General features: G+C 57.2%; 19 protein-coding genes and 1 riboswitch. Of the genes, 10 read left to right on the plus strand and 9 right to left on the minus strand.

Annotated elements, in window-relative coordinates; all coding sequences use genetic code 11:
- Both ACQ5BM_RS29355 and ACQ5BM_RS29360 read right to left on the minus strand, forming a co-directional pair.
- Positions 1 to 127, minus strand: a 127-nt coding sequence (locus ACQ5BM_RS29355; protein WP_429819031.1) for an ABC transporter permease subunit, incomplete at its 3' end; no start/stop codon positions are given.
- Between the two features lie 211 nt (positions 128 to 338).
- Entirely contained in the window at positions 339 to 1370 is a 1032-nt protein-coding gene (locus ACQ5BM_RS29360; protein ID WP_429818895.1) for a 1-aminocyclopropane-1-carboxylate deaminase/D-cysteine desulfhydrase, read from the minus strand.
- Positions 1371 to 1445: 75 nt separating this feature from the next.
- On the opposite strand from ACQ5BM_RS29360, the gene ACQ5BM_RS29365 reads away from it, so the two are divergent.
- Positions 1446 to 2249: an AraC family transcriptional regulator gene (locus ACQ5BM_RS29365; protein ID WP_429818897.1), complete on the plus strand. Its 804-nt coding sequence runs from the start codon at positions 1446 to 1448 to the stop codon at positions 2247 to 2249.
- Positions 2250 to 2358: 109 nt separating this feature from the next.
- On the opposite strand, the gene ACQ5BM_RS29370 is transcribed toward ACQ5BM_RS29365, so the two are convergent.
- The 7 genes from ACQ5BM_RS29370 to ACQ5BM_RS29400 form a co-directional block, all read right to left on the minus strand.
- Entirely contained in the window at positions 2359 to 2628 is a 270-nt protein-coding gene (locus ACQ5BM_RS29370; protein WP_429818899.1) for an SDR family oxidoreductase, read from the minus strand.
- Positions 2629 to 2865: 237 nt separating this feature from the next.
- Positions 2866 to 4032 carry a mandelate racemase/muconate lactonizing enzyme family protein gene (locus ACQ5BM_RS29375; protein WP_429818901.1) on the minus strand — a complete coding sequence of 389 codons (1167 nt, stop codon included), beginning with the start codon at positions 4030 to 4032 and terminating at the stop codon, positions 2866 to 2868.
- A gap of 264 nt (positions 4033 to 4296) precedes the next feature.
- Positions 4297 to 5304, minus strand: a complete 1008-nt coding sequence (locus tag ACQ5BM_RS29380) for a LacI family DNA-binding transcriptional regulator (protein WP_429818903.1) — start codon at positions 5302 to 5304, stop codon at positions 4297 to 4299.
- Positions 5292 to 6239, minus strand: a complete 948-nt coding sequence (locus tag ACQ5BM_RS29385; protein ID WP_429818905.1) for a LysR family transcriptional regulator — start codon at positions 6237 to 6239, stop codon at positions 5292 to 5294. Before ACQ5BM_RS29385 ends, ACQ5BM_RS29380 begins: the two co-directional genes overlap by 13 nt.
- Complete coding sequence (locus tag ACQ5BM_RS29390; RefSeq protein WP_429818907.1) at positions 6236 to 6748, minus strand: riboflavin kinase; 513 nt, start codon at positions 6746 to 6748, stop codon at positions 6236 to 6238. The genes ACQ5BM_RS29385 and ACQ5BM_RS29390 overlap by 4 nt, the downstream gene beginning before the upstream one ends.
- A 66-nt stretch (positions 6749 to 6814) precedes the next feature.
- On the minus strand, positions 6815 to 7240 hold the full coding sequence (locus ACQ5BM_RS29395; RefSeq protein WP_429818909.1) for a GlcG/HbpS family heme-binding protein: 426 nt from the start codon (positions 7238 to 7240) through the stop codon (positions 6815 to 6817).
- A 17-nt stretch (positions 7241 to 7257) separates the two neighbouring features.
- A complete protein-coding gene (locus ACQ5BM_RS29400; RefSeq protein ID WP_429818911.1) occupies positions 7258 to 8268 on the minus strand; it encodes a D-2-hydroxyacid dehydrogenase in 1011 nt (336 codons plus the stop codon).
- A gap of 85 nt (positions 8269 to 8353) precedes the next feature.
- Positions 8354 to 8443, plus strand: a riboswitch (glycine riboswitch).
- A 126-nt stretch (positions 8444 to 8569) separates the two neighbouring features.
- On the opposite strand from ACQ5BM_RS29400, the gene ACQ5BM_RS29405 reads away from it, so the two are divergent.
- The 9 genes from ACQ5BM_RS29405 to ACQ5BM_RS29445 all read left to right on the plus strand — a co-directional run bounded on the left by ACQ5BM_RS29405 (position 8570) and on the right by ACQ5BM_RS29445 (position 18760).
- The gene (locus ACQ5BM_RS29405) at positions 8570 to 9820 is read left to right on the plus strand and encodes a D-amino acid dehydrogenase (RefSeq protein WP_429818913.1); all 1251 of its coding nucleotides are present in this window, start codon (positions 8570 to 8572) and stop codon (positions 9818 to 9820) included.
- A 230-nt stretch (positions 9821 to 10050) separates the two neighbouring features.
- Positions 10051 to 11157 carry an LLM class flavin-dependent oxidoreductase gene (locus ACQ5BM_RS29410; RefSeq protein WP_429818915.1) on the plus strand — a complete coding sequence of 369 codons (1107 nt, stop codon included), beginning with the start codon at positions 10051 to 10053 and terminating at the stop codon, positions 11155 to 11157.
- Positions 11158 to 11257: 100 nt separating this feature from the next.
- Positions 11258 to 12430 carry an ABC transporter substrate-binding protein gene (locus ACQ5BM_RS29415; RefSeq protein WP_429818917.1) on the plus strand — a complete coding sequence of 391 codons (1173 nt, stop codon included), beginning with the start codon at positions 11258 to 11260 and terminating at the stop codon, positions 12428 to 12430.
- A gap of 86 nt (positions 12431 to 12516) precedes the next feature.
- The gene (locus ACQ5BM_RS29420) at positions 12517 to 13434 is read left to right on the plus strand and encodes an ABC transporter permease (protein WP_429818919.1); all 918 of its coding nucleotides are present in this window, start codon (positions 12517 to 12519) and stop codon (positions 13432 to 13434) included.
- Positions 13435 to 13439: 5 nt separating this feature from the next.
- Complete coding sequence (locus ACQ5BM_RS29425; RefSeq protein ID WP_429818921.1) at positions 13440 to 14228, plus strand: ABC transporter permease; 789 nt, start codon at positions 13440 to 13442, stop codon at positions 14226 to 14228.
- A 9-nt stretch (positions 14229 to 14237) separates the two neighbouring features.
- Positions 14238 to 15320: an ABC transporter ATP-binding protein gene (locus ACQ5BM_RS29430; RefSeq protein ID WP_429818923.1), complete on the plus strand. Its 1083-nt coding sequence runs from the start codon at positions 14238 to 14240 to the stop codon at positions 15318 to 15320.
- A gap of 22 nt (positions 15321 to 15342) precedes the next feature.
- Positions 15343 to 16968, plus strand: coding sequence for a GMC family oxidoreductase (locus tag ACQ5BM_RS29435; RefSeq protein ID WP_429818925.1), 1626 nt, complete (start codon positions 15343 to 15345; stop codon positions 16966 to 16968).
- Entirely contained in the window at positions 16955 to 18385 is a 1431-nt protein-coding gene (locus tag ACQ5BM_RS29440) for an NAD(P)/FAD-dependent oxidoreductase (RefSeq protein ID WP_429818926.1), read from the plus strand. The genes ACQ5BM_RS29435 and ACQ5BM_RS29440 overlap by 14 nt, the downstream gene beginning before the upstream one ends.
- A gap of 21 nt (positions 18386 to 18406) precedes the next feature.
- On the plus strand, positions 18407 to 18760 hold the full coding sequence (locus ACQ5BM_RS29445) for a RidA family protein (RefSeq protein WP_429818928.1): 354 nt from the start codon (positions 18407 to 18409) through the stop codon (positions 18758 to 18760).
- Position 18761 lies beyond the last annotated feature (1 nt).

Genomic DNA, 18761 nt, shown 5'->3' on the forward strand with positions numbered 1-18761 from the left:
AGATATCGCCGTGGGCGAAGTTGATCATGCCAATGATGCCGTAGACCATGGTATAACCAATCGCGATCATACCATAAATAGACCCAAGAGTCAGCCCGTTGACGAGCTGCTGGACGAAATACTCCATTTATACCCCCCCCGGAGGCGGTTTCTCGAAGACCGCATCCGCTCTTCCTGCCGGCCGCTATTCTGACAGCCATTCTTCCGGCGAAACACATGTGCTCGAAGTAAACGTAAGACGCTGACCACGGTGGCGACACTCTCGTCCGCCACCATGGCTCCCTACTAATCGGTCAGCGTAAGGTCCCTCAGAAACCTAGTTATGACAGTCGGTCGCCCTACAACGCAATTTTTGAGAGGCGTCCTATTTCGGACCAGATGCGCTTCGCGTATCGAGGGTCGAAAAGCGCGTGATATCCTCCCGTGTGCCAGAAGACCACGGGCCCTTTCAACTCGTTTTTCTTGGCAAGATCGATGATGGCGGCTACCGCCTTGCCGCTATAAACCGGATCAACAAGCAGCCCCTCCTTGGTCGCAAGCAGGTCGATCGCTTCATATATGCCACCCGCAGGCAGCCCGTAGCCCTCGCCCAAGTAGGCTTCGCTTATGTTGATATGCTCGCGCGTCAACTCGACGTCCGCGCCAATTAAACTTGCGCCTCCGCGGGCGAAAGAAAGATACGTACCGGTAACGTCGGGATAGACGTTTTCTGCAACAACTATACCACGTATTTCGCTTTCAAATCCATGTAACGCGTTTCCAAGGACCAGTCCTGCATGGGTTCCGCCGGAAGAGCTGGCGTGTATAACGGTTCCAACAGAACGGTCTTGTTCTCTCATTTGATTGCGAAGCTCGCCATATGCGAGAGCGAAACCAAGGCAGCTGCGTTCAGAAGCACAACCAATCGGAAGTCGATATACACGCTCTCCGGACTGTTCGAGTTCGTTGACGACCTTCTCAGCATGTTGAGCGAGTTCAAGCCAAGTAACATTGCCAACAAATCGCAGATCGGCACCAAAGAGACCGTCAAGCATGAGGTTCCCGACTGGCTCATGCGGCTCATCGTGACAAAGAAGCAATGTGCATTTCAGCCCGAGAACGGCGCTAGCGGCGGCTACCGCACGAGTCGCGTTCGAGAGACGCGACCCTTCTGCAACGAGGTGTGTTGCACCGACAGCGACAGCATGGGCCAGCTCAACCTCCAACTTGCGAACTTTGTTGCCCGCCAGTCCCACGGTCCCCATGTCGTCGCGTTTACACCAGACTTCCACCCCAATCGCCTCACTGAAGCGCTCGAGGAGCTGTACTGGCGAAACAAATCCACGCAGATTTAAGCGAGGCAATCTTTCGAGCTTTTCCAGAGCAGTCATCTGATAGTCCTTTACATATCATCAGGTGCGAACATTATTATCGAAGGGCAGTATCGAAATACGGACACTGAATACGTGGCTTCTGACAAAATCGCAGACGAAGGTAGCACCGGCGAAAATCAAACGTTGTCGCCCGAATCGATCGTAATGAAGATCGTCCAACTGACGGAAGTCACTGCTTTCCCGATGGAACGGCATGCCTGGGGTCAATTCGTGTACTCCCTAGAAGGTGTCATCGAGTTGACCGTAAAAAGTAGTCGCTACGCGGCACCGCCGGACTTTGGAGTGTGGTTGCCTCCAGAGACCGATCACCTTGCATGGGCAGATGACGACACATCATACTTTCTGCTGGATATTGAACAGAGCCTCTGTAGCCGCCTTCCGAATAGAGCGAGCGTTCTCGCTGTCGGGGCAATTGCCAAGGCAATACTCTTGGATCTGAAAAAACGGGACGTACGTGAGCCTCAGAATGCAGATGATGCGCGGTTGATGCGAGTTCTAGTCGATCAGCTAAGTGTCGGATCCCCCATGGAGAGCTTCCTCCCACTTTCTGATGATCACGCCCTCAAACAGGTCCTAGAAAAATTGTGCAAAGATCCCGGTGACAGTCGATCCCTTGAAGACTGGGCCAGATATGTGAACAGCACGGAGCGCACTTTGGCCCGCCGCTGCAAGCGAGATCTGGGGATGACGTTCGTCAAATGGCGGCAACGACTCCGTCTATCGCGCGCTGTTGCCATGCTTTCGGATGGCCATTCTGTTCAGACAGTCGCCCAGAAGCTGGGCTACAGCACGACTTCCGCATTTATTGTTATGTTCCAGGGAGCAACTGGTGTGACCCCAAACGCGTTTAGAGGTCAATTGCGAGAGGGTGCCTAAATGGTTGCGGGCAAAGCTCATCCCATCACTTCAGATCACCACCGTTGTATCTTCCACAAGCACCACTGACCGCAGCCACATTGCTGCAGGTTTCTTCGAACCGGAGTGTCTACCCCACCGAACCGTCGTCACAGCGAACAATCGCCCCTGTTATATAGCTTGCCTGCAAGCTGCAGAGAAAGGCCGCCGTGGCGGCGAACTGGGCGACGGAACCATATCTACCCATAGGCAACGCCTTTTGCGCCTCGGCGGTAACCTGCTCCAAGCTCCGGCCACAGCGTTCCGCGGCAACGGCATTGAGACTGGCCAATCTATCAGTAAAGATGCTTCCTGGCAGCAGGACGTTTGACGTCACTCCACAGTTGTGTTCGTATCGCATCACCTCACCGGAAAACTCCAGCCTCCGCTGGTCCAAAAACCTGGGGCGGTTCAAAACCGCCGGGGCTCTAGTCGCCGCTGGGTGAAAGTTCCGTGGCACGTCATCACGAATTCAGTCTCATCTCACGGCTGTCTCAAACAAAACTCGAGACCTTGATAAGAAAAAGAAGTCAGGCTCAAAAGGTGCGAGCCGGGAAATGGTCCCGGCTCAAGCGTGATTGGGGCTGGCTGAAGCAGCTTACGCCGCTTCCTCAAGGTAGTCGTAGCAGCAGTAAGGCTTGAGGCGCTCGGTATCGACCTCAGCGCCCAGGCCGGGGTCGGTGCCGACGTCAAGGAAGCCATCCTTGATCCGGCCTTCAGGCGGGTTTTTCAGGACCTGCACGTACCCTTGGGATTCAGGAAGATAAGGGTAGATTTCAAGGTCCATCGCGTTGGCGCAGGCAGCCCATACCTGAAGCGTGGCGGCGGTGCAAAGTGAGGACGCGCAGTTATGCGGAGACATACGTGCATTGTACGCCTCGGCCATAGCAGCAATCTGGATAAGCTCGAAAACGCCGCCGCAGTTCCCGACGTCAGGCATGACGACGTCAATCGCGCCCGTGTCCAGGAGATTCTTGAACCCATTCCGGGTGTACACGCGCTCACCCGCGGCGATCGGGAACTTGTAACGACCGGCAAGGTTCTTGAGGCCCGTCAGGTTGAAAGCGTCCAACGGCTCTTCGACCCAGGAAACCTTCAGTTCCTCGCAGACGTCAAGGATGCGAACCAATTGATCGTTGTTGACACCGCCGGACAGATCAATGAGAAGCTCGGCCTGATCACCGACTACGTCCTTGAGAAGGCGAATCCGGTCGATTGCGCGCTTAAATTCATCGGCGGAGAGCGATCGCCGCTGCACATGCGTCAGCGTCCGGCCGGGCTGCTGGGTTGCGAGCGGATAGCTCTTGAGCATTTTGTAACCGTCCTTGAGAGGACGCTCTGCGGCTTTCGCCCATTCGACCGCATCATTGCAGTGGTAGTTCCAGCCGTTTGCATAGACCGGAGCCGTTTTGCTGAAGGCAGCGCCGAAGAAGTCATATACAGGTACGCCGGCGGCTTTGCCCTTGATGTCCCAGAGCGCCTGGTCGATGGCGCTCACCGCCGCGAACGCGATCGCACCGCCGCCCTTGGTCCAGAATGAGTTGTCGTAGATCGCGTGATAGACGTGGCGTGGATAGAGCGGGTTCTCGCCCACGACCCGGGCCGCGTAATCAGCGACCATTCCCGCCGCACCGCGTGCACCGAGGCCGTAAGCCACGGCAGCTTCACCCCATCCGGAGATGCCCTCGTCTGTAATTATCTCCACGAGGACCGGACGGACACCGCCCGTCGGAATTCGATATGCACGGATGTTAGTTACGCGCATGGCTGCTTACCTCCCTGCCCGAGCGTCGACCCCGGACGCGACGACGTTGAGTTAATGTTTTGAGCTGCTTGGGTTGGCGTAACTGATGCCGATCTCCTGCAAGCTTGGTATGAATAGTTCGCGTAACTGGCATCACATGGCAAAATGGAAGTTCTTATACCTCTATCAATCCGGCTTATGCCGCTCTGATCGACAACAGGAAGTCAGCAAGACATGGCCCGTTCGCTTATGAGCGGGTCGCAAGAATGCACATCGGCTGGGAATTTACAGGGCGTGCACCAGCACTTCCGAAGGCAGCGCCACGTCGCGCGAAATCGTGCGACCTCCAGCACGGCTGACCAGCATATCCACTGCGGTCCGCCCGATCTCCGATCCACGGCCGTCGATAGAGACTAGCGGCGGAATCTGAAAAGCTCCCAACGACGTTCTGCACAGCGACAGGACTGCCACATCCGCACCGGGGCTAAGGCCCGCTTCTCTTAAAGCTCGATACGCGCCAACGGCAAAATCGTCATCTTCGACAACCAAAGCGTCAGGCCGCCCCCCGGACATGATCATGTCCGCAACTCGCGTGTAACCGACCTCGAAAGCGGACTTGCGATTGGAGCCCCCCTTCGACGCACCTCTCGGACCTGACGTGCTCTTACCCAAGGCCTCCAGATACGCTTGAAACCGCAAGTGGCTGGACGACAAGCGGATCTCCGTGTCTCTAAATGGGCCGACGTATCGAATATCCGTATGTCCCCGTGTCTTCAGGCTATCGATCGCCGTTTTTGCTGCTCGAGTGAAATCCGAGGAGACGCAGTCGAAGCGATGGTCATTTTGCTGCCAGTCCACAATGACCATCGGCAAATTCAAACTTGCCACGCGATCTGCCTCGTCGTCGACAAGTCCACCTATGATTACGCCGCCGAAGACGCGTGCTGTTGACAAGCTGTTGTTGAGGTCTTCAATTGAGAAGTCAATGATGCTGATCCTAAGTTCCGCGCTTCGCCGCTCGACGCCCGAGCGGATCGTTGACAAATGACCATCGCTGCAGACCGATGCGCCCTGACATCGACTGGCTATCACAATTGATTTGTACGCTTCCGGGTCCGCTGTCTTGGCCGATGCTCGCATCCTCGGCGAAGCGTAGCCGAGTTTCCTTGCCGTTTCGACAATGGCGCCACGGAGTTCCGGTGTCGTTTTGAAGGTCGGATCCCCGCTCAGAACCCGGGAGACGGCAGTTGGGGATGCGCCGACGATGTCTGCAATGTCTCTCACCTTCGCCATGGTTGTCCCGTGTGCGAAACGGAAACTGGCGCGCCGTTCACCTCGTCGGCCTGATGAGCGCGCAACACCTTTCTCAAAGCCTCGTAGCACTGGTCGGCAACCTTGGAACGGGGGCGGTATCGCGGCCGGATCAGGTAGTATCGCGACGGCTGTACGTCGGAGATTCGGTGATAATCAGCATCGAGCGTGTCCGACGTCAGCGCCTGCATTGTCGAGCAAGTGATGCTGTCGACAACCGCGACGCCTCGGTTCATGACCGAGAAGCATGCCATGGGAAAGAAGCTTGCGAACTCGACACGTGGAGGCCCCAACTGCGCCCTGATCTGGTGCGTGGCCCGGTTTTCTTCGTAGAGCGTCGAGACATCGAGGCCCTTAAGGGTTCCGATCGAGACCGCCCCCTGGCCAGCGAGAAGCCCCTTCTGGCAGATTGCATAGACAGGTACTTCGAACACCTCCGCTTCGAATAACGAGGAATTCGTCAGAACCTCGGATTTCCCCTCATCGGTGAGCGCGATGTCGTGGCGCTGGTTTTCCATCTCCGAGACGATCGCAGCCGACGTGGCCGTCATCAGCCGCAGCTGCTGCCCTTGAGACGCGATCCCGGCAATCGCCGATGGGACGAGATAGTTTCCCGTGTTGTTTGAGGAAATGATGGAAACGCGGGGAACCTCAATCGAGGTGAGCTGTCCGAAACGATGGCGGATATCGTTGATCTGCGCCATAAGCGGGCTTATCTGCTCAAAGAGCACATCCGCTTCGGCGCGAGGCGTGATCCGACCCGCATGGCGGTCGAACAAAACCGTGGTCAGCTGGTCCTCGAGAGTAGAGATCGTCATGCTCACGGCCGGCTGCGTGCGGCCCAGGTTCTTTGCAGCTTTCGACATGCTACCCGTAAGCATCACCTGATAAAACGCTTCGATCTGGTGATACTTCATGTCCCGCCTCCACCTGCCACGCCGACGGGACCAATCGGGCATTCGGACGCCAGCACCCTCCTCGCCAGGACAACGTCCTTGCGGATTTGTTCGATCATCGGCTCCAGACCTTCGAAACGGAGTTCCGGGCGAAGGAATCTCACGAATCCGACTGAACACGTTTCCCCATAGAGGTCGTCGGCAAAGTCGAGCACGTACGTCTCGAGGATCAATTCTCCATTCTCGACTACCGTGGGCCGCCTTCCGAAGCTCGCTACGCCCCAGTGGCATTCTCCCGATTCACGTATGAACTGGACTGCGTAGATTCCGGCCTCGAGATCGACATCCTCGCCCAGGACCATGTTTGCGGTCGGGAAGCCGATCGTCCTGCCCAGCTGCGCGCCAGGAATGACGACATCTGAAATGGTCTTAATCCGGTTCAGTGGCACTCGCGCCTCTCGCGTAGAATGCCAGAGTGATCTGTCTGACGTGTGGTCAGCGGAAACTTCGATTTGTTCACTAGCCAGCATCTCGCCCTCCAATAGTCCACTATCGTTGGCGGACGGCGAAGGATCGCCGCCCGCCGTTTTCAGAACTTAGTCGATCGGGTCCGCGCCGATCGCTGCCAGCGCGGCTTTTCCGACCTCAATGTCCTGATCGCCCGTTCCTGAGCCGACGCCGATTGCTCCCGCGAGCCTACCGTCGAATTTAATCGGCAGCCCGCCCGGAAGGTTCGTCACGCCGCCCGAGGTCGCGATACCAGCGGCGACAGCAAATTCCGGTGTCATTCCACCCGTTTTGTTGCGGATGGAAGCCGCGGTGCGGGCCTTCGCCCTCGCGGTCTGCATGCTCAAGTATTTCGCGCCGTCCATCCGGAGGCTCGCGATTGTCTCGCCGCTTGCGTCTACGATGCAGATGCACTGCGGGACGGACATCTGCTCTGCCTTTGCTACAGCGGCGGCGAGGGCGTCGGACGCGCCCTGGTGAGACAGGACCACGGTTTCAAGATAGGGTTTGGGCATTTCATTCTCCTTTGGTTCTAATATCCGGCGACTGCATCGACGCGGTTGCGCAGGGGCTGTCCTTGGAGGTCCCTGCGCACGTTGTCTGCAAAAATCGATAGGCAACGATCGACGTAACCGTCCGCGTCGTCACAAGAGATGTGGGGGAAGATCATAAGGTTCGGAACGTCCCAGAGTTGGCTATCGGCGGGGAGAGGTTCCTGGTCGAAGACATCAAGAGCAGCTCCACTCAACCTGCCATCGACGAGGGCTGTTGCGAGCGCCTTCGTATCAACGACGGGGCCGCGCGCAATATTGAACAGCGATGCGCCGGGTTTTAGGAGCGCAAGCTCCGTTTCACCGATCAGTCCTCTGGTGGACGTGGTAAGCGGGCAGCTGACAACAAGGCAGTCAGCGAGAGGTAAAGCCTTGTCAAGATTGGAGACCGCGAAGACCTGGTCTGCTGGCGAGCCGGCTTCCCCTGATCGCGTAACCGCCACTATCTTCGCTCCGAGAGGACGGAGATGGTCGGCAATCGCCGACCCCAATGCGCCGAAACCGACAAATACAATCGTTTTGTTCTCAATTCCCGTCGCCAGACGGTTGTCCCACCGATGGAGCCGCTGGTTTTCTATATGCCTCGGCACTCCTTCGCACAGCATGAGAACCGTCATAAGTCCGAAAGCTCCGCCTTTGCGAGCGTGCACGCCGCTGCTATTCGTCAGCACCGCGCCATTCGGGAGCCAGTCAAGAGGCACATATTTCTCCACGCCGGCGCTAGTGCAGTGAACGACGCGCAGCTGTTTGCCGTGCTTTTTCAGGCGCGCGGTGTCGAACCCGGAGCCGATAAAGTATTGCGCGCGTTCCAAAGACTCGAAGTCAGGAAAGTTGGTAGCGCAGGATCTGATTTTCGCTGCGCCTGCGAGAGGACCTAGTGCGTTTAAGACCGCTAGTTCTGAAACGAAGTACGGTGACTCCGGAGGCAACCCGTTTTCCACATAAACCAGAAAATCTCGCATAATCAGACCCTTGTCTCTCGCTACCTCCATGAAAGCAACTTTCGTGCCACTTTGAAACTTTTCTCGATCGAGGGCTTGCGCGTTTCTGCGTCCTGTGCCTACCCTAAGGGTGTTCGAAGGCTGTGCAGGAGAGATGGCGCTGGACGCCACGCCGAAGGAGCAACCCCCCAGGAAACTCTCAGGCAAACGAGACTGCTCAGTTGAACAATCTGGAGAGAGGCGCTTGCGCCCACCGAAGGGGACCCCCACTGGGGATAAGCTCTCAGGTAAAGAGACAGATTGGGGGCTGTGGGACTGGCGAAGTCCCGGCACCAACTGTTGGAGAGATAGAGTGCCCCATATTGCTGTACTCGGCGCTGGTATCACCGGCGTGACGACCGCTTACGCCCTTTCCCGCCGCGGCTTCGATGTTACCGTTGTGGAACGTCACCGCTACCCGGCGATGGAAACGTCGTTCGCCAATGGCGGTCAACTTTCTGCGAGTAACGCGGAGGTCTGGAACCACTGGTCGACCGTGATGAAAGGCATCAAATGGATGCTCAAAAGCGATGCCCCCCTCCTGATGAATCCCAGCCCCAACTGGCACAAGTACTCGTGGATGGGCGAATTCATGGGGAACATTGGCGGCTACCGGACGAATACGGTCGAAACCACCCGGCTTGCAATCGCCGCACGCAAACACGTGTTCGAGATCGCCGAGCGCGAGGGGATAAACTTCGATCTGGAAAAGCGCGGTATTCTGCACGTCTACTACGACAAGCCGAGCTTCGATCATGCTAGCAAGGTGAACACTATGCTGACCGACGGGGGCCTAGACCGCCGCCCGGTGACAAAGGAGGAGATCAAGTCGATCGAACCGGCCCTCGTAGGCGATTTTTACGGAGGCTTCTTTACCCCTTCGGACTCGACAGGTGACATCCACAAATTTACGCGCGGATTGGCGGAAGCCTGCGCCAAGCGCGGCGTAAAGTTCCTTTTCGACGCCGAAATCGAAGACGTAAAACCTGGGCAGACCACGAAGGTTTACTGGAAGCCGGCGAACACAACGAACAATGAAATCAATGTCCTGTCCGTTGACGGCGTGGTAATATGTGCGGGTGTCGGTAGTAGAAAGCTCGCCAACATGCTCGGCGACCGAATAAACGTTTATCCCGTCAAAGGATATTCGATAACGGTACATCTCGACGACGAACAGAGCCAACGCGGAGCACCTTGGGTAAGCCTGCTCGATGACCGGGCCAAAATCGTCACCAGCCGCCTCGGAGCGGACAGATTCCGAGTGGCCGGCACGGCAGAGTTCAACGGCATAAACCGCAACATCCGACAGGATCGTATCAACCCGCTAGTGGGTTGGGTAAGAACTCTGTTTCCGGACGTGTCCACCTCGAGGGTGGTGCCATGGGCGGGATTGAGACCCATGATGCCGAATATGATGCCCCGTGTTAAAACCGGCTCTCGGCCGGGCGTATTCTACAACACGGGTCACGGACACCTCGGGTGGACGCTTTCCGCCGCCACAGCCGAGATAGTCGCCGAGCTCGTGGAGCGAAAACACAAACCGTCGAAAAGCAGGGCGGCTTAGAAAAATCGCCGGGGCCGAACGAAAGTTCGGCCCTTGTGTTTTGGGGGGTCTCAGTCCCAAGCTTTTCTCATCCACGAATCTCACACATGAGACTTAGCGAACAATTTGAGACTCGCCGACGAAGCGGACCAAAGCATTGATTTAAAGAGTTTTTTGAAGTTGGCACGGCGCTTGCTCTACAGTTCGTGAGGATCGGACAGGCCGATCTGAATTCGAAGAGGAGACTTCAAATGGACCTCGGTCTATTTATGATGCCACTGCATGACCAGCGGCGAAATTTCACGGAGCTTTTGAAGCAGGACCGTGAAGCTGTCATCCTCGCCGATCGCCTTAACTTCGCAGAAGTGTGGGTCGGCGAGCACATCAGCTGCTCTTGTGAGCCCATTGCAGACCCGCTTCAGTTCTTTGGCACACTGATCCACGCAACCAAGCAAATCAAATTCGCTACCGGCGTTCTCAACCTGCCGCAGCATCATCCGGCCCGCCTGGCAGGCCAAATCGCACAATTCGACCATCTCTCCGAAGGTCGCTTCATCATGGGCGTTGGCCCAGGTGGCCTCGTAACGGACATGGAGCTTTTCGGCACGCAGGACAAAAACCGCGCCGAGATGACGACTGAATCCATCAAGATCATGCATCAGATCTGGTCCCAGGATCCGCCTTACAACATCAAGGGCAAGTATTGGGATGTGGTAATCGAAAACACGCTCATCCCGAGCCTTGGCTTCGGCCCCATGCTGAAACCGTACCAGCAACCCTTCCCTGAGTTGGCCATCTCGGTCATGAGCCCGTCCTCAAGCAGCGCTCGCCAAGCCGGCGAAAATGGCTGGAGCATCGTATCCGCCAACTTCACGCCGGTTGCCAACGTCAAGACCCACTGGGACCAGTACCTCGTCGGCTGCGAAAAGGCCGGGCGCCGGCCCGACCGCAACAAGTGGCGTATTGCACGCTCTCTCCTCGTAACCGACAGCGACCAGGAAGCGGCTGACTATCTGGCCGAGGATGCTTCGTCGTACCGTTGGTACTACGAATACATCGTCGAGGATATGAAAGCCTTCAAGCTTCTGGGCGTCCTCAAGCCATCGATGAACACGCTCGATGAGGACATTACTGTTCAGAACTGCCTGGACTGGATGGTCATGTCTGGCTCGCCGAAGACCGTCCTCGATAAGCTCGTCGCCTTTGTTGACGACGTTGGCGGTCCGTTCGGCTCGTTGATGATGACCCAGAAGGACTGGGACCGCCCCGCACTGCACAAGCGTTCGATGGAACTGCTTGCCACTGAGGTCATGCCCAAACTGCGCCAGCACGTCGGCACGCTTGCCGCGGCCGAATAAGAAGCTCGATCGATCGCCACGCGGGAAACCCCGCGTGGCCAAGTACAAGAAACCATATGCGGGAATAGAACTTTAACTGTTCAAACTGGGAGCGTACATCGTGAAACCGGAAGACAAATCTGCAGAAATCGGGCCCGCGCGCACCGCTGATATTTTCAATGAGGTGATGCTCGGCCGTAGAAGTTTCCTTCTTGGCACAGCCGCTGTTACGGCAGGCGCGACGCTGGGTGCCTGGGTTCCGTTCGCACGTGCCGCCGTTGGTGGCGAGTTGGAAGTGATGGCCTGGGAAGGCTACACAATGGAGCCGGAAACCGCTGAGTGGCGCAAAGCCAATAACGTCACAATGCGTGCCGCCATCATGAGCAACCAAGACGACGTCACCGCGAAGATCGTCGGAAGCAACGCCGTTCGCCTCGACGCCGCTGAGTACTCAAACGGATACAACGCGATCTACGACGAACTCAAGGTTCTCACCGAACTCGATACCTCCAAACTTCCCAACTACAAAAAGGAAGACCTCTATCCTCCGTTTTACGAGGGTGGCATGTGGTACTGGGACGGCAAGAACTGGGCGATTCCGTGGGTTTGGGGTCTCGACACCATCGTTGTGAATCCCGAACTCGTCGGGTTCGAGGTGAAGAGCTACGAGGACCTGCTTCGTCCCGAACTCACGGGCAAGGTCGCGTTCTTGGATAATCCGCTCACCGTCTGGCCGCAGATCGCAAAGGTAACGGGTTATGGGGAGAAGTTCCCCAATCTTACCAAAGATGAGCTTACTGACTGCTTTGAAAAGTTGAAACCTTACCGCGATCAGACGAAGGTGTTCGCCTCGTCGAACGGCGACGTGATCTCCCTGTTCGCGTCAGGTGAAATCGCCGCTTGCTTCTGCGTATGGAGCGCGGTGCCACTGGAGACCGCGAAGCAGAATGTCAAAACCCTCGCCGTATACCCGAAGGAAGGTGGAGCCGTCTGGGCCGACGCATGGTTCATTCCGAAAACCGCAGTGAACGTCGATACGGCTTACGCGTTCATCAATGAAGCGCTCGATCCCAAGGTTCAGGCATCTGTATGCAAGACGGCTGTCTGCTCCACGGTGTCGAAGAAGGCACCCGCGTTGATGGATCCGGAAACTCGAGCGCTGTTCGACTATGATAATTTCGACGAGCAGTTCAAGGCTATGAAGATTTACGGTCAGCCGCCCAGAACTTCCACCGAGTTCGCGACGTACGACGACTGGCTGCAGGTCTGGGCGGATTTCCGCGCGGGCTTCTAAGCTCCCGGCCAGCGGGCGACTCGTCCGCTGGCCCTCATGTGCCTATGCTCTGACTTTAAACTCTTTCGGTAACGGGATGTACGCTTATGGCGACTGCCGCTGAATACGTCGACAAGACCATCGATACGACGGGAAATCCCGCGCGTTTGAAACTCCCTCCCGGCTTTGGCCTCGCTAGCCTGCCGTTCGGCTTTTTGATCGTCTTTTTTGTCGTCCCGGTCGTTCTTCTCTTCGTCACGAGTTTCTTCACGGCCCGTTCGTTCATCATCGAGCCCGTATGGAACCTGGATAATTACGCAAGAATTCTTTCGGCTGCGGGCTTCTGGCAAGCGACGTGGGTCGGGATGAAGAACGGCTTCTATACGGCGACCCTGTCTGTCGTTCTTAGCTTCCCCGTTGCGTATTATCTCGTCTACAGAACCAAGAGCAACGTGATCATGTACCTCGTTCTCTTGTCGTGGTTCTCGAGCTATCTGGTTCGCGTTTACGCGTGGCGGACGATCCTCGGCACCAACGGGGTGATCAACTCCTTCCTATTAGGCAGCGGTATCATCAACGAACCACTGGAAGTCATTCTCTTCAGCCCGTTCGCCTCGGTGCTGACGCTGATCCACATTATGCTTCCATTTTCGCTTTTGATCCTCGTGGCGTCTTTGCGCGACGTCAAACAAGATTACTTGGACGCCGCACGAGATCTGGGCGCGACGAAGCTCGGCGTGCTCGTGAAGGTCATCCTGCCGATGACTTATAAGGGGATCGTCGGGTCGTTCATGTTCACCTTCATTCTCGCCGCGGGTGACTACATCACCCCGCAGCTTCTGGGCGGGCGTGACGGGGTGACGAGTGGTCTGCTGATCGCCAACCAGTTCCGCAGCGCAGGCAACTGGCCACTCGGTTCAGCTATGGCGTTCACGCTCCTCGCAACCTTTGTCGCCGTCTACGTCGTCTTCACGCTGACACTCAAAATTCTCAAGCTTGCGCCGGGTCGGCGCTACCATGGGTGACCGCCATGCTTCGGGCCTATCTTTCCGCCTACCTTCTGTTCCTGTTCGCACCGATCGCGATCATTGTGTTGTTTAGCTTCCACGCTACCCCGGCTCTGACTTTCCCCATCCAGGGGCTGAGCCTGCGGTGGTACGAGACGCTGTTGTCAAAGCCCGAGTTTGTAACGTCTCTTCTCAACAGCTTGAAGGTCGGCTTCTTTACCGCCGTAGTGACGACGATCCTCGGTACGCTCGCCGCCCTGGCGCTAATCCGGATGAAGCGCTCGCAGAAGGCGATATTCGAATGGCTGAACTTCGCTCCGATCGGCCTTCCCGGGCTTTTCATCGGTATCGCGCTGGTGACCCTTTTCGCCCAGATTGGTCTTCCACGGACGTTGATCACAGTCACGATCGCGCACGTGCTCTGCACATTGCCTTTCTTCGTGGAGACGATGCGGTCCCGCATCAATTACTTCGACCAGTCGCTCGAAGAAGCCGCCCGTGATCTCGGTGCATCGCAGACCCAGACTTTTCGATTGGTCACCATCCCGATCCTCGCTCCCACGATCGCGGGCGCGGCAATCCTTTCATTTGCGCTTTCGTTCGACGAATTCATCGTGACGGTCTTCGTCAGCGGCAACGACACGACCCTCCCGCTTTACATCTGGTCGATGATGCGTCGCACGGTCGACCCTTCCATCAACGCAGCAAGCGTCATCGCCTTGGCTCTGTCCATCGCAGTACTGGCCGCCGGCGGGTTTACGCTCTGGATCCAACGGAAACGAGCTGTCGCAGCGCGCGACACAAATGAATAGGGGATCGCCATGTCTCAGAACATTGTAGAACTGAACAACATTACCAAGTCCTTTGGCATCTTCACGGCCCTGGACAACATCAACCTCAATGTAAAGAAGGGCGAAATTCTCACCCTTCTCGGACCGAGCGGTTGCGGAAAATCCACCTTGATGAGGATCGTGGCAGGATTTGAGAACGCAACCTCGGGCGACGTAGTCATTTCTGGGCGCGACGTCACGCATGTCCCACCGGAGAAGCGGCCGGTGAACATGGTGTTCCAACGGTACGCGCTCTTCCCACACCTCGATGTCTTCGACAACGTCGCGTTCGGCCTGCGTCTCAAAGGGCTCCCTAAGTCGCAGATCAACGACGAAGTAAACAGCATGTTAAAGCTGGTACAGCTTCAGGACTTTTCGAACCGTTGGATCGGCGAGATCAGCGGTGGACAGGCCCAGCGAGTGGCGCTTGCACGCGCGCTTGTCAACAAGCCCTCAGTTCTCCTGCTCGACGAGCCTCTGGCCGCTCTCGACCTCAAGATCCGTCACCACATGCTCGACGAACTCAAGCGCATCCACACGGAGACCGGCACCACGTTCATTTACGTCACCCATGACCAGGACGAGGCTATGATCCTCTCGGACCGGGTGGTGTTGATGAACAAGGGGACAATCGAACAGATCGGCACCCCGGACGAAATGTATGGCGCTCCGAAAACGCTCTTTTGCGCTAAATTTTTCGGAGACACAAATCTTCTCGATGGTCGCGTGAAGAACGCGGATGGCACTGGTGCTATCGTTGATCTTCCGGTGGGAGCGGCTCAGGTCACGGGCGGCAACCTGCGGGCGGGCACCCCTGTCCACGTGTCAATCCGTCCCGAGGCTATCAGTATTGCGAAAGCCAATGGCACTCAGCCGGAAGCAGCTAACCATGTTTCAGGCAACGTCGAGGACGTCGTCTTCATCGGCAGCCGCGTCGTTTACAAGGTTCGCCACAGCACCGGTACTCTCCTGAAATGCCAAGAACACCGGGCGGCCGCTGGAATTCGTTTTGGCATCGGCAGTCCGGTGGCATTGAGCTGGGATCCCGCCTCGGTGGTCGTGCTCGCGAGCTGAACAACAATAGCAGGGAATGAAAATGTACGATTATATTGTCGTCGGCGGCGGATCCGCTGGATGCACGATCGCATCGCGGTTGAGTGAAAATCCGGACAGCAACGTTCTTCTCCTTGAGCAGGGCGATCGCGACTGGAGTCCCTACATTCATTTGCCGGTCACATACTACAAGACTTCCCAGAGTGATATGCTGACGCGCTACAAGCTTGAGCCTCAGCATCATCAAGGCGGGATTACCCCGGAATTTGTCCAGGGGCGCGTGCTTGGCGGGGGAAGTTCCGTCAATGCGATGGTTTACATGCGCGGCATTCCCCAGGACTACGATCAGTGGGAAGCGGATGGATGCCACGGCTGGGGCTACAAAGACGTGCTCCCGTACTTCAAAAAAGCGGAAAGCAACGAACGCTTCGCCGGCGAGGTTCACGGAACCGAAGGCCCGCTAAGTGTTTCCGATCAACGTCACACCCACTACCTGACGAAAGCGTGGGTGCGGGCGGCTCAAGAACTCGGCATCAATTTTAATCCGGATTTCAATTCCGGCGATCAGGCAGGAGTCGGTTTTTATCAGGTCACTATGAAAGACGGCCTGCGCTGCAGCGCGGCGGCCGCCTATCTCCGGCCAGCGCGCAAGCGCAAAAACCTCACAGTTCAGACCAAGACCAAGGCGCTACGCATTCTCATTGAGAACAATCGCGCCGTTGGCGTCGAGTACTTTCAGAACGGACAAGTCGTCCGCGCCATGGCGTCTCAGGAGGTGGTCGTCTGCTCGGGGGCGATCGGTTCGCCTCATCTTCTGCTGCTCTCAGGCATCGGTCCTGCCGATCATCTCCGGGAGATTGGCGTGGACGTAGTCCATGACCTCCCCGGAGTCGGTCAGAACCTGCAGGACCATTTTGATATGTTCCTCATTTATGAGCTGACCGGCGCTCACAGCTACGACAAATACAAGAAACTGCGTTGGCAGGCGTGGGCTGGCTTGCAGTACGCGCTCTTCCGAAACGGCCCGGTGACATCCAACGTCTGCGAAGGGGGACTTTGCTGGTACGGGGCCGCCGACGATAAGCTCCCCACCCTGCAGTATCACTTCCTTCCGGGAGCTGGCGTCGAAGAGGGCTCCGACACCACCCCGAGCGGTAACGGTTGTACGACCAACGTCTATCAATCCCGCCCGCGTTCACGGGGGTACGTGAAACTCCGCAGCGCCGACCCGAACGTCTTCCCGGTCGTGGATCCTAGATATTGCGCCGAGGAATACGACGTCGAATGCCTGGCCGAGGGCGTACGCATTGGCCAAGAGATCCTCCAGCAGAAGGCTCTTTCCCAGTACGTCTCTCACCCGTACCGCCCTGGCGGCGTTTTGAAGACTAAGGCGGAACGGATGGATTTCGTCCGAAAAACCGGCCAAGGGGCGCTTCACCCATCCGGCGCGTGCAAGATGGGGACCGACGAGATGGCCGTGGTCGATACGCAACTGCGCGTTCGTGGCATCGATGGGCTCCGGGTCGCCGACACGTCGATCCTTCCCCGCGTACCTTCGGGCAATCTGAACGCTCCCGCGATCATGGTGGGAGAGCGAGCCGCCGACTTCATTCGCGGCAACAAGACGTCGTCTATCCGGTCCCGGGAGTCCTCGCATGAACTTGCTTGATGCTGTTCGATCGGACATCGAACAAGAGTTCTCGTGGTGGCAAAGGGACGCGCGGGCTGTTTTCGGCTCAGGCACACAGCCGCCACTTAACGGCACGGTAGACGTCGATGTGGCGATTGTCGGAGGCGGTTTCACGGGTCTTTGGACCGCTTTGGTGCTTAAAGAACGCCAGCCAAGTCTGCGGGTGGCGATTCTGGATGCATACCGTTGCGGCGACGGCGCGAGTTCGCGCAATGGCGGCAACGTACATGGCTACTGGGGGGCATTGCCAACCCTGCTCCCCATATTTGGCATCGACAAGAGTATCGACGCAGCGCGTTTGGGAACCCTTGCGCAAAAGAGGCTGCGCGAGTTTGCGACAGCTCGGGGTCGTGATGTCTGGTGGGTCGAAGAGGGATATTTGCGCGTCGCCACGTCGGCGGCTCAGGCCAAGAAGATTCAGGAATTCCTCAAAACAGCCAGGAATTTGGGCGTCGAGTCGACTCTCGCTCGGCTCCCGTCGACCGAACTCAGGAGCCTGTGCAATTCTCCTCGCTTCCTCGAGGGACTTCTCTTCTCAGAAGGAGCAACGGTCCACCCCGCTCGGCTAGCCTATGCCCTTCGGCAAGCGGCGCTTGACGCTGGAGTTCAGATTTTCGAGAACTCTCCCGTCAAGCACGTCCGCAAGGGCTCCCCAAACAAAGTCGAAACGGCGCACGGAGCGATCACGGCGAGGGATGTCGTTTTGGCAACGTATACCGGCACGATGGGACTGGGTCCGGTGGCGCGCACCACCACTCTCTTTTCGAGCTTTCCCGTAATGTCGGAAGCTGATCCTGAGTACCTCGAGAAAATCAACTACGGCGTGGCGCGTGGTCTGGCCGACCTACGGATGTTCACCCACTACTTCCGGCGGACCAAGGACGGACGCATTTTGATGGGTTCGGGCTCCGGCCCGTTGGAGTTGGGAAGCGCGCACAATTCGGAAAAGCTTCGTCGCGATCCTGCGAGTGCGCAGCGCGCTGCTACCGGCCTGCAACGCTTCTTTCCTGGAATGCGTGGTGGAGTGGTAGCCAGCTGGGGCTATCCAATCGAGGTAACCTCGGACCGTCTTCCTTACTTCGGGACATTAGTCGATACCCGTATCCACTACGGCTCTGGCTATTCGGGGCACGGGGTGAACGCGACTGTGATTGCAGGTGAATGCATTTCTTCGTTGATTCTCAACCAGAAAGATCAATGGACAACTTCTGCGTTTTGCGCCCGGACCCGAATGACTTTTCCGATCGAGCCGTTCCGATTCGTCGGTGGGACGATGGTGCGGGACGCTATTGTCCGGTGTGAAGACGCCGAGGACGCCGGCCGCCGCCAACCGCTGATCGCACAAGCGATTTCCAATCTGCCACGCGTCATTGGCATGCGGGTAGGAACCCGTTAATCCAAAACATGGAGACAATTTATGACGATCCAACGGTTCGAACCAAACGGCAAGCGCTTGAGTCACGTGCTTGTAAACAACGGGACGGTCTACGTGACGGGGCAAGTGCCGACCGACCGCACCCAAGGCATCGAAGGGCAAACTCAGCAGCTCCTGGACCGCATAGACCACCTTCTCCAGGTTGCCGGCACTGATAAGTCCAAGATTCTTTTCGCGCAAATCTGGCTGAAAGACATCAAACGCGACTTCGCCGTCATGAACGCTGTGTGGGAGGCTTGGATTCCGGAGGACACCCTCCCCGCTCGTGCGACCGTGGAAGCCAATCTGGCCGCAGACGAAATCTTGATCGAGATCGCTCTTCAAGCGACCCTTTAAT

Origin of the sequence: Ensifer sp. B1-9, assembly GCF_050474445.1 — a bacterium.
GTDB lineage: Bacteria > Pseudomonadota > Alphaproteobacteria > Rhizobiales > Rhizobiaceae > Ensifer.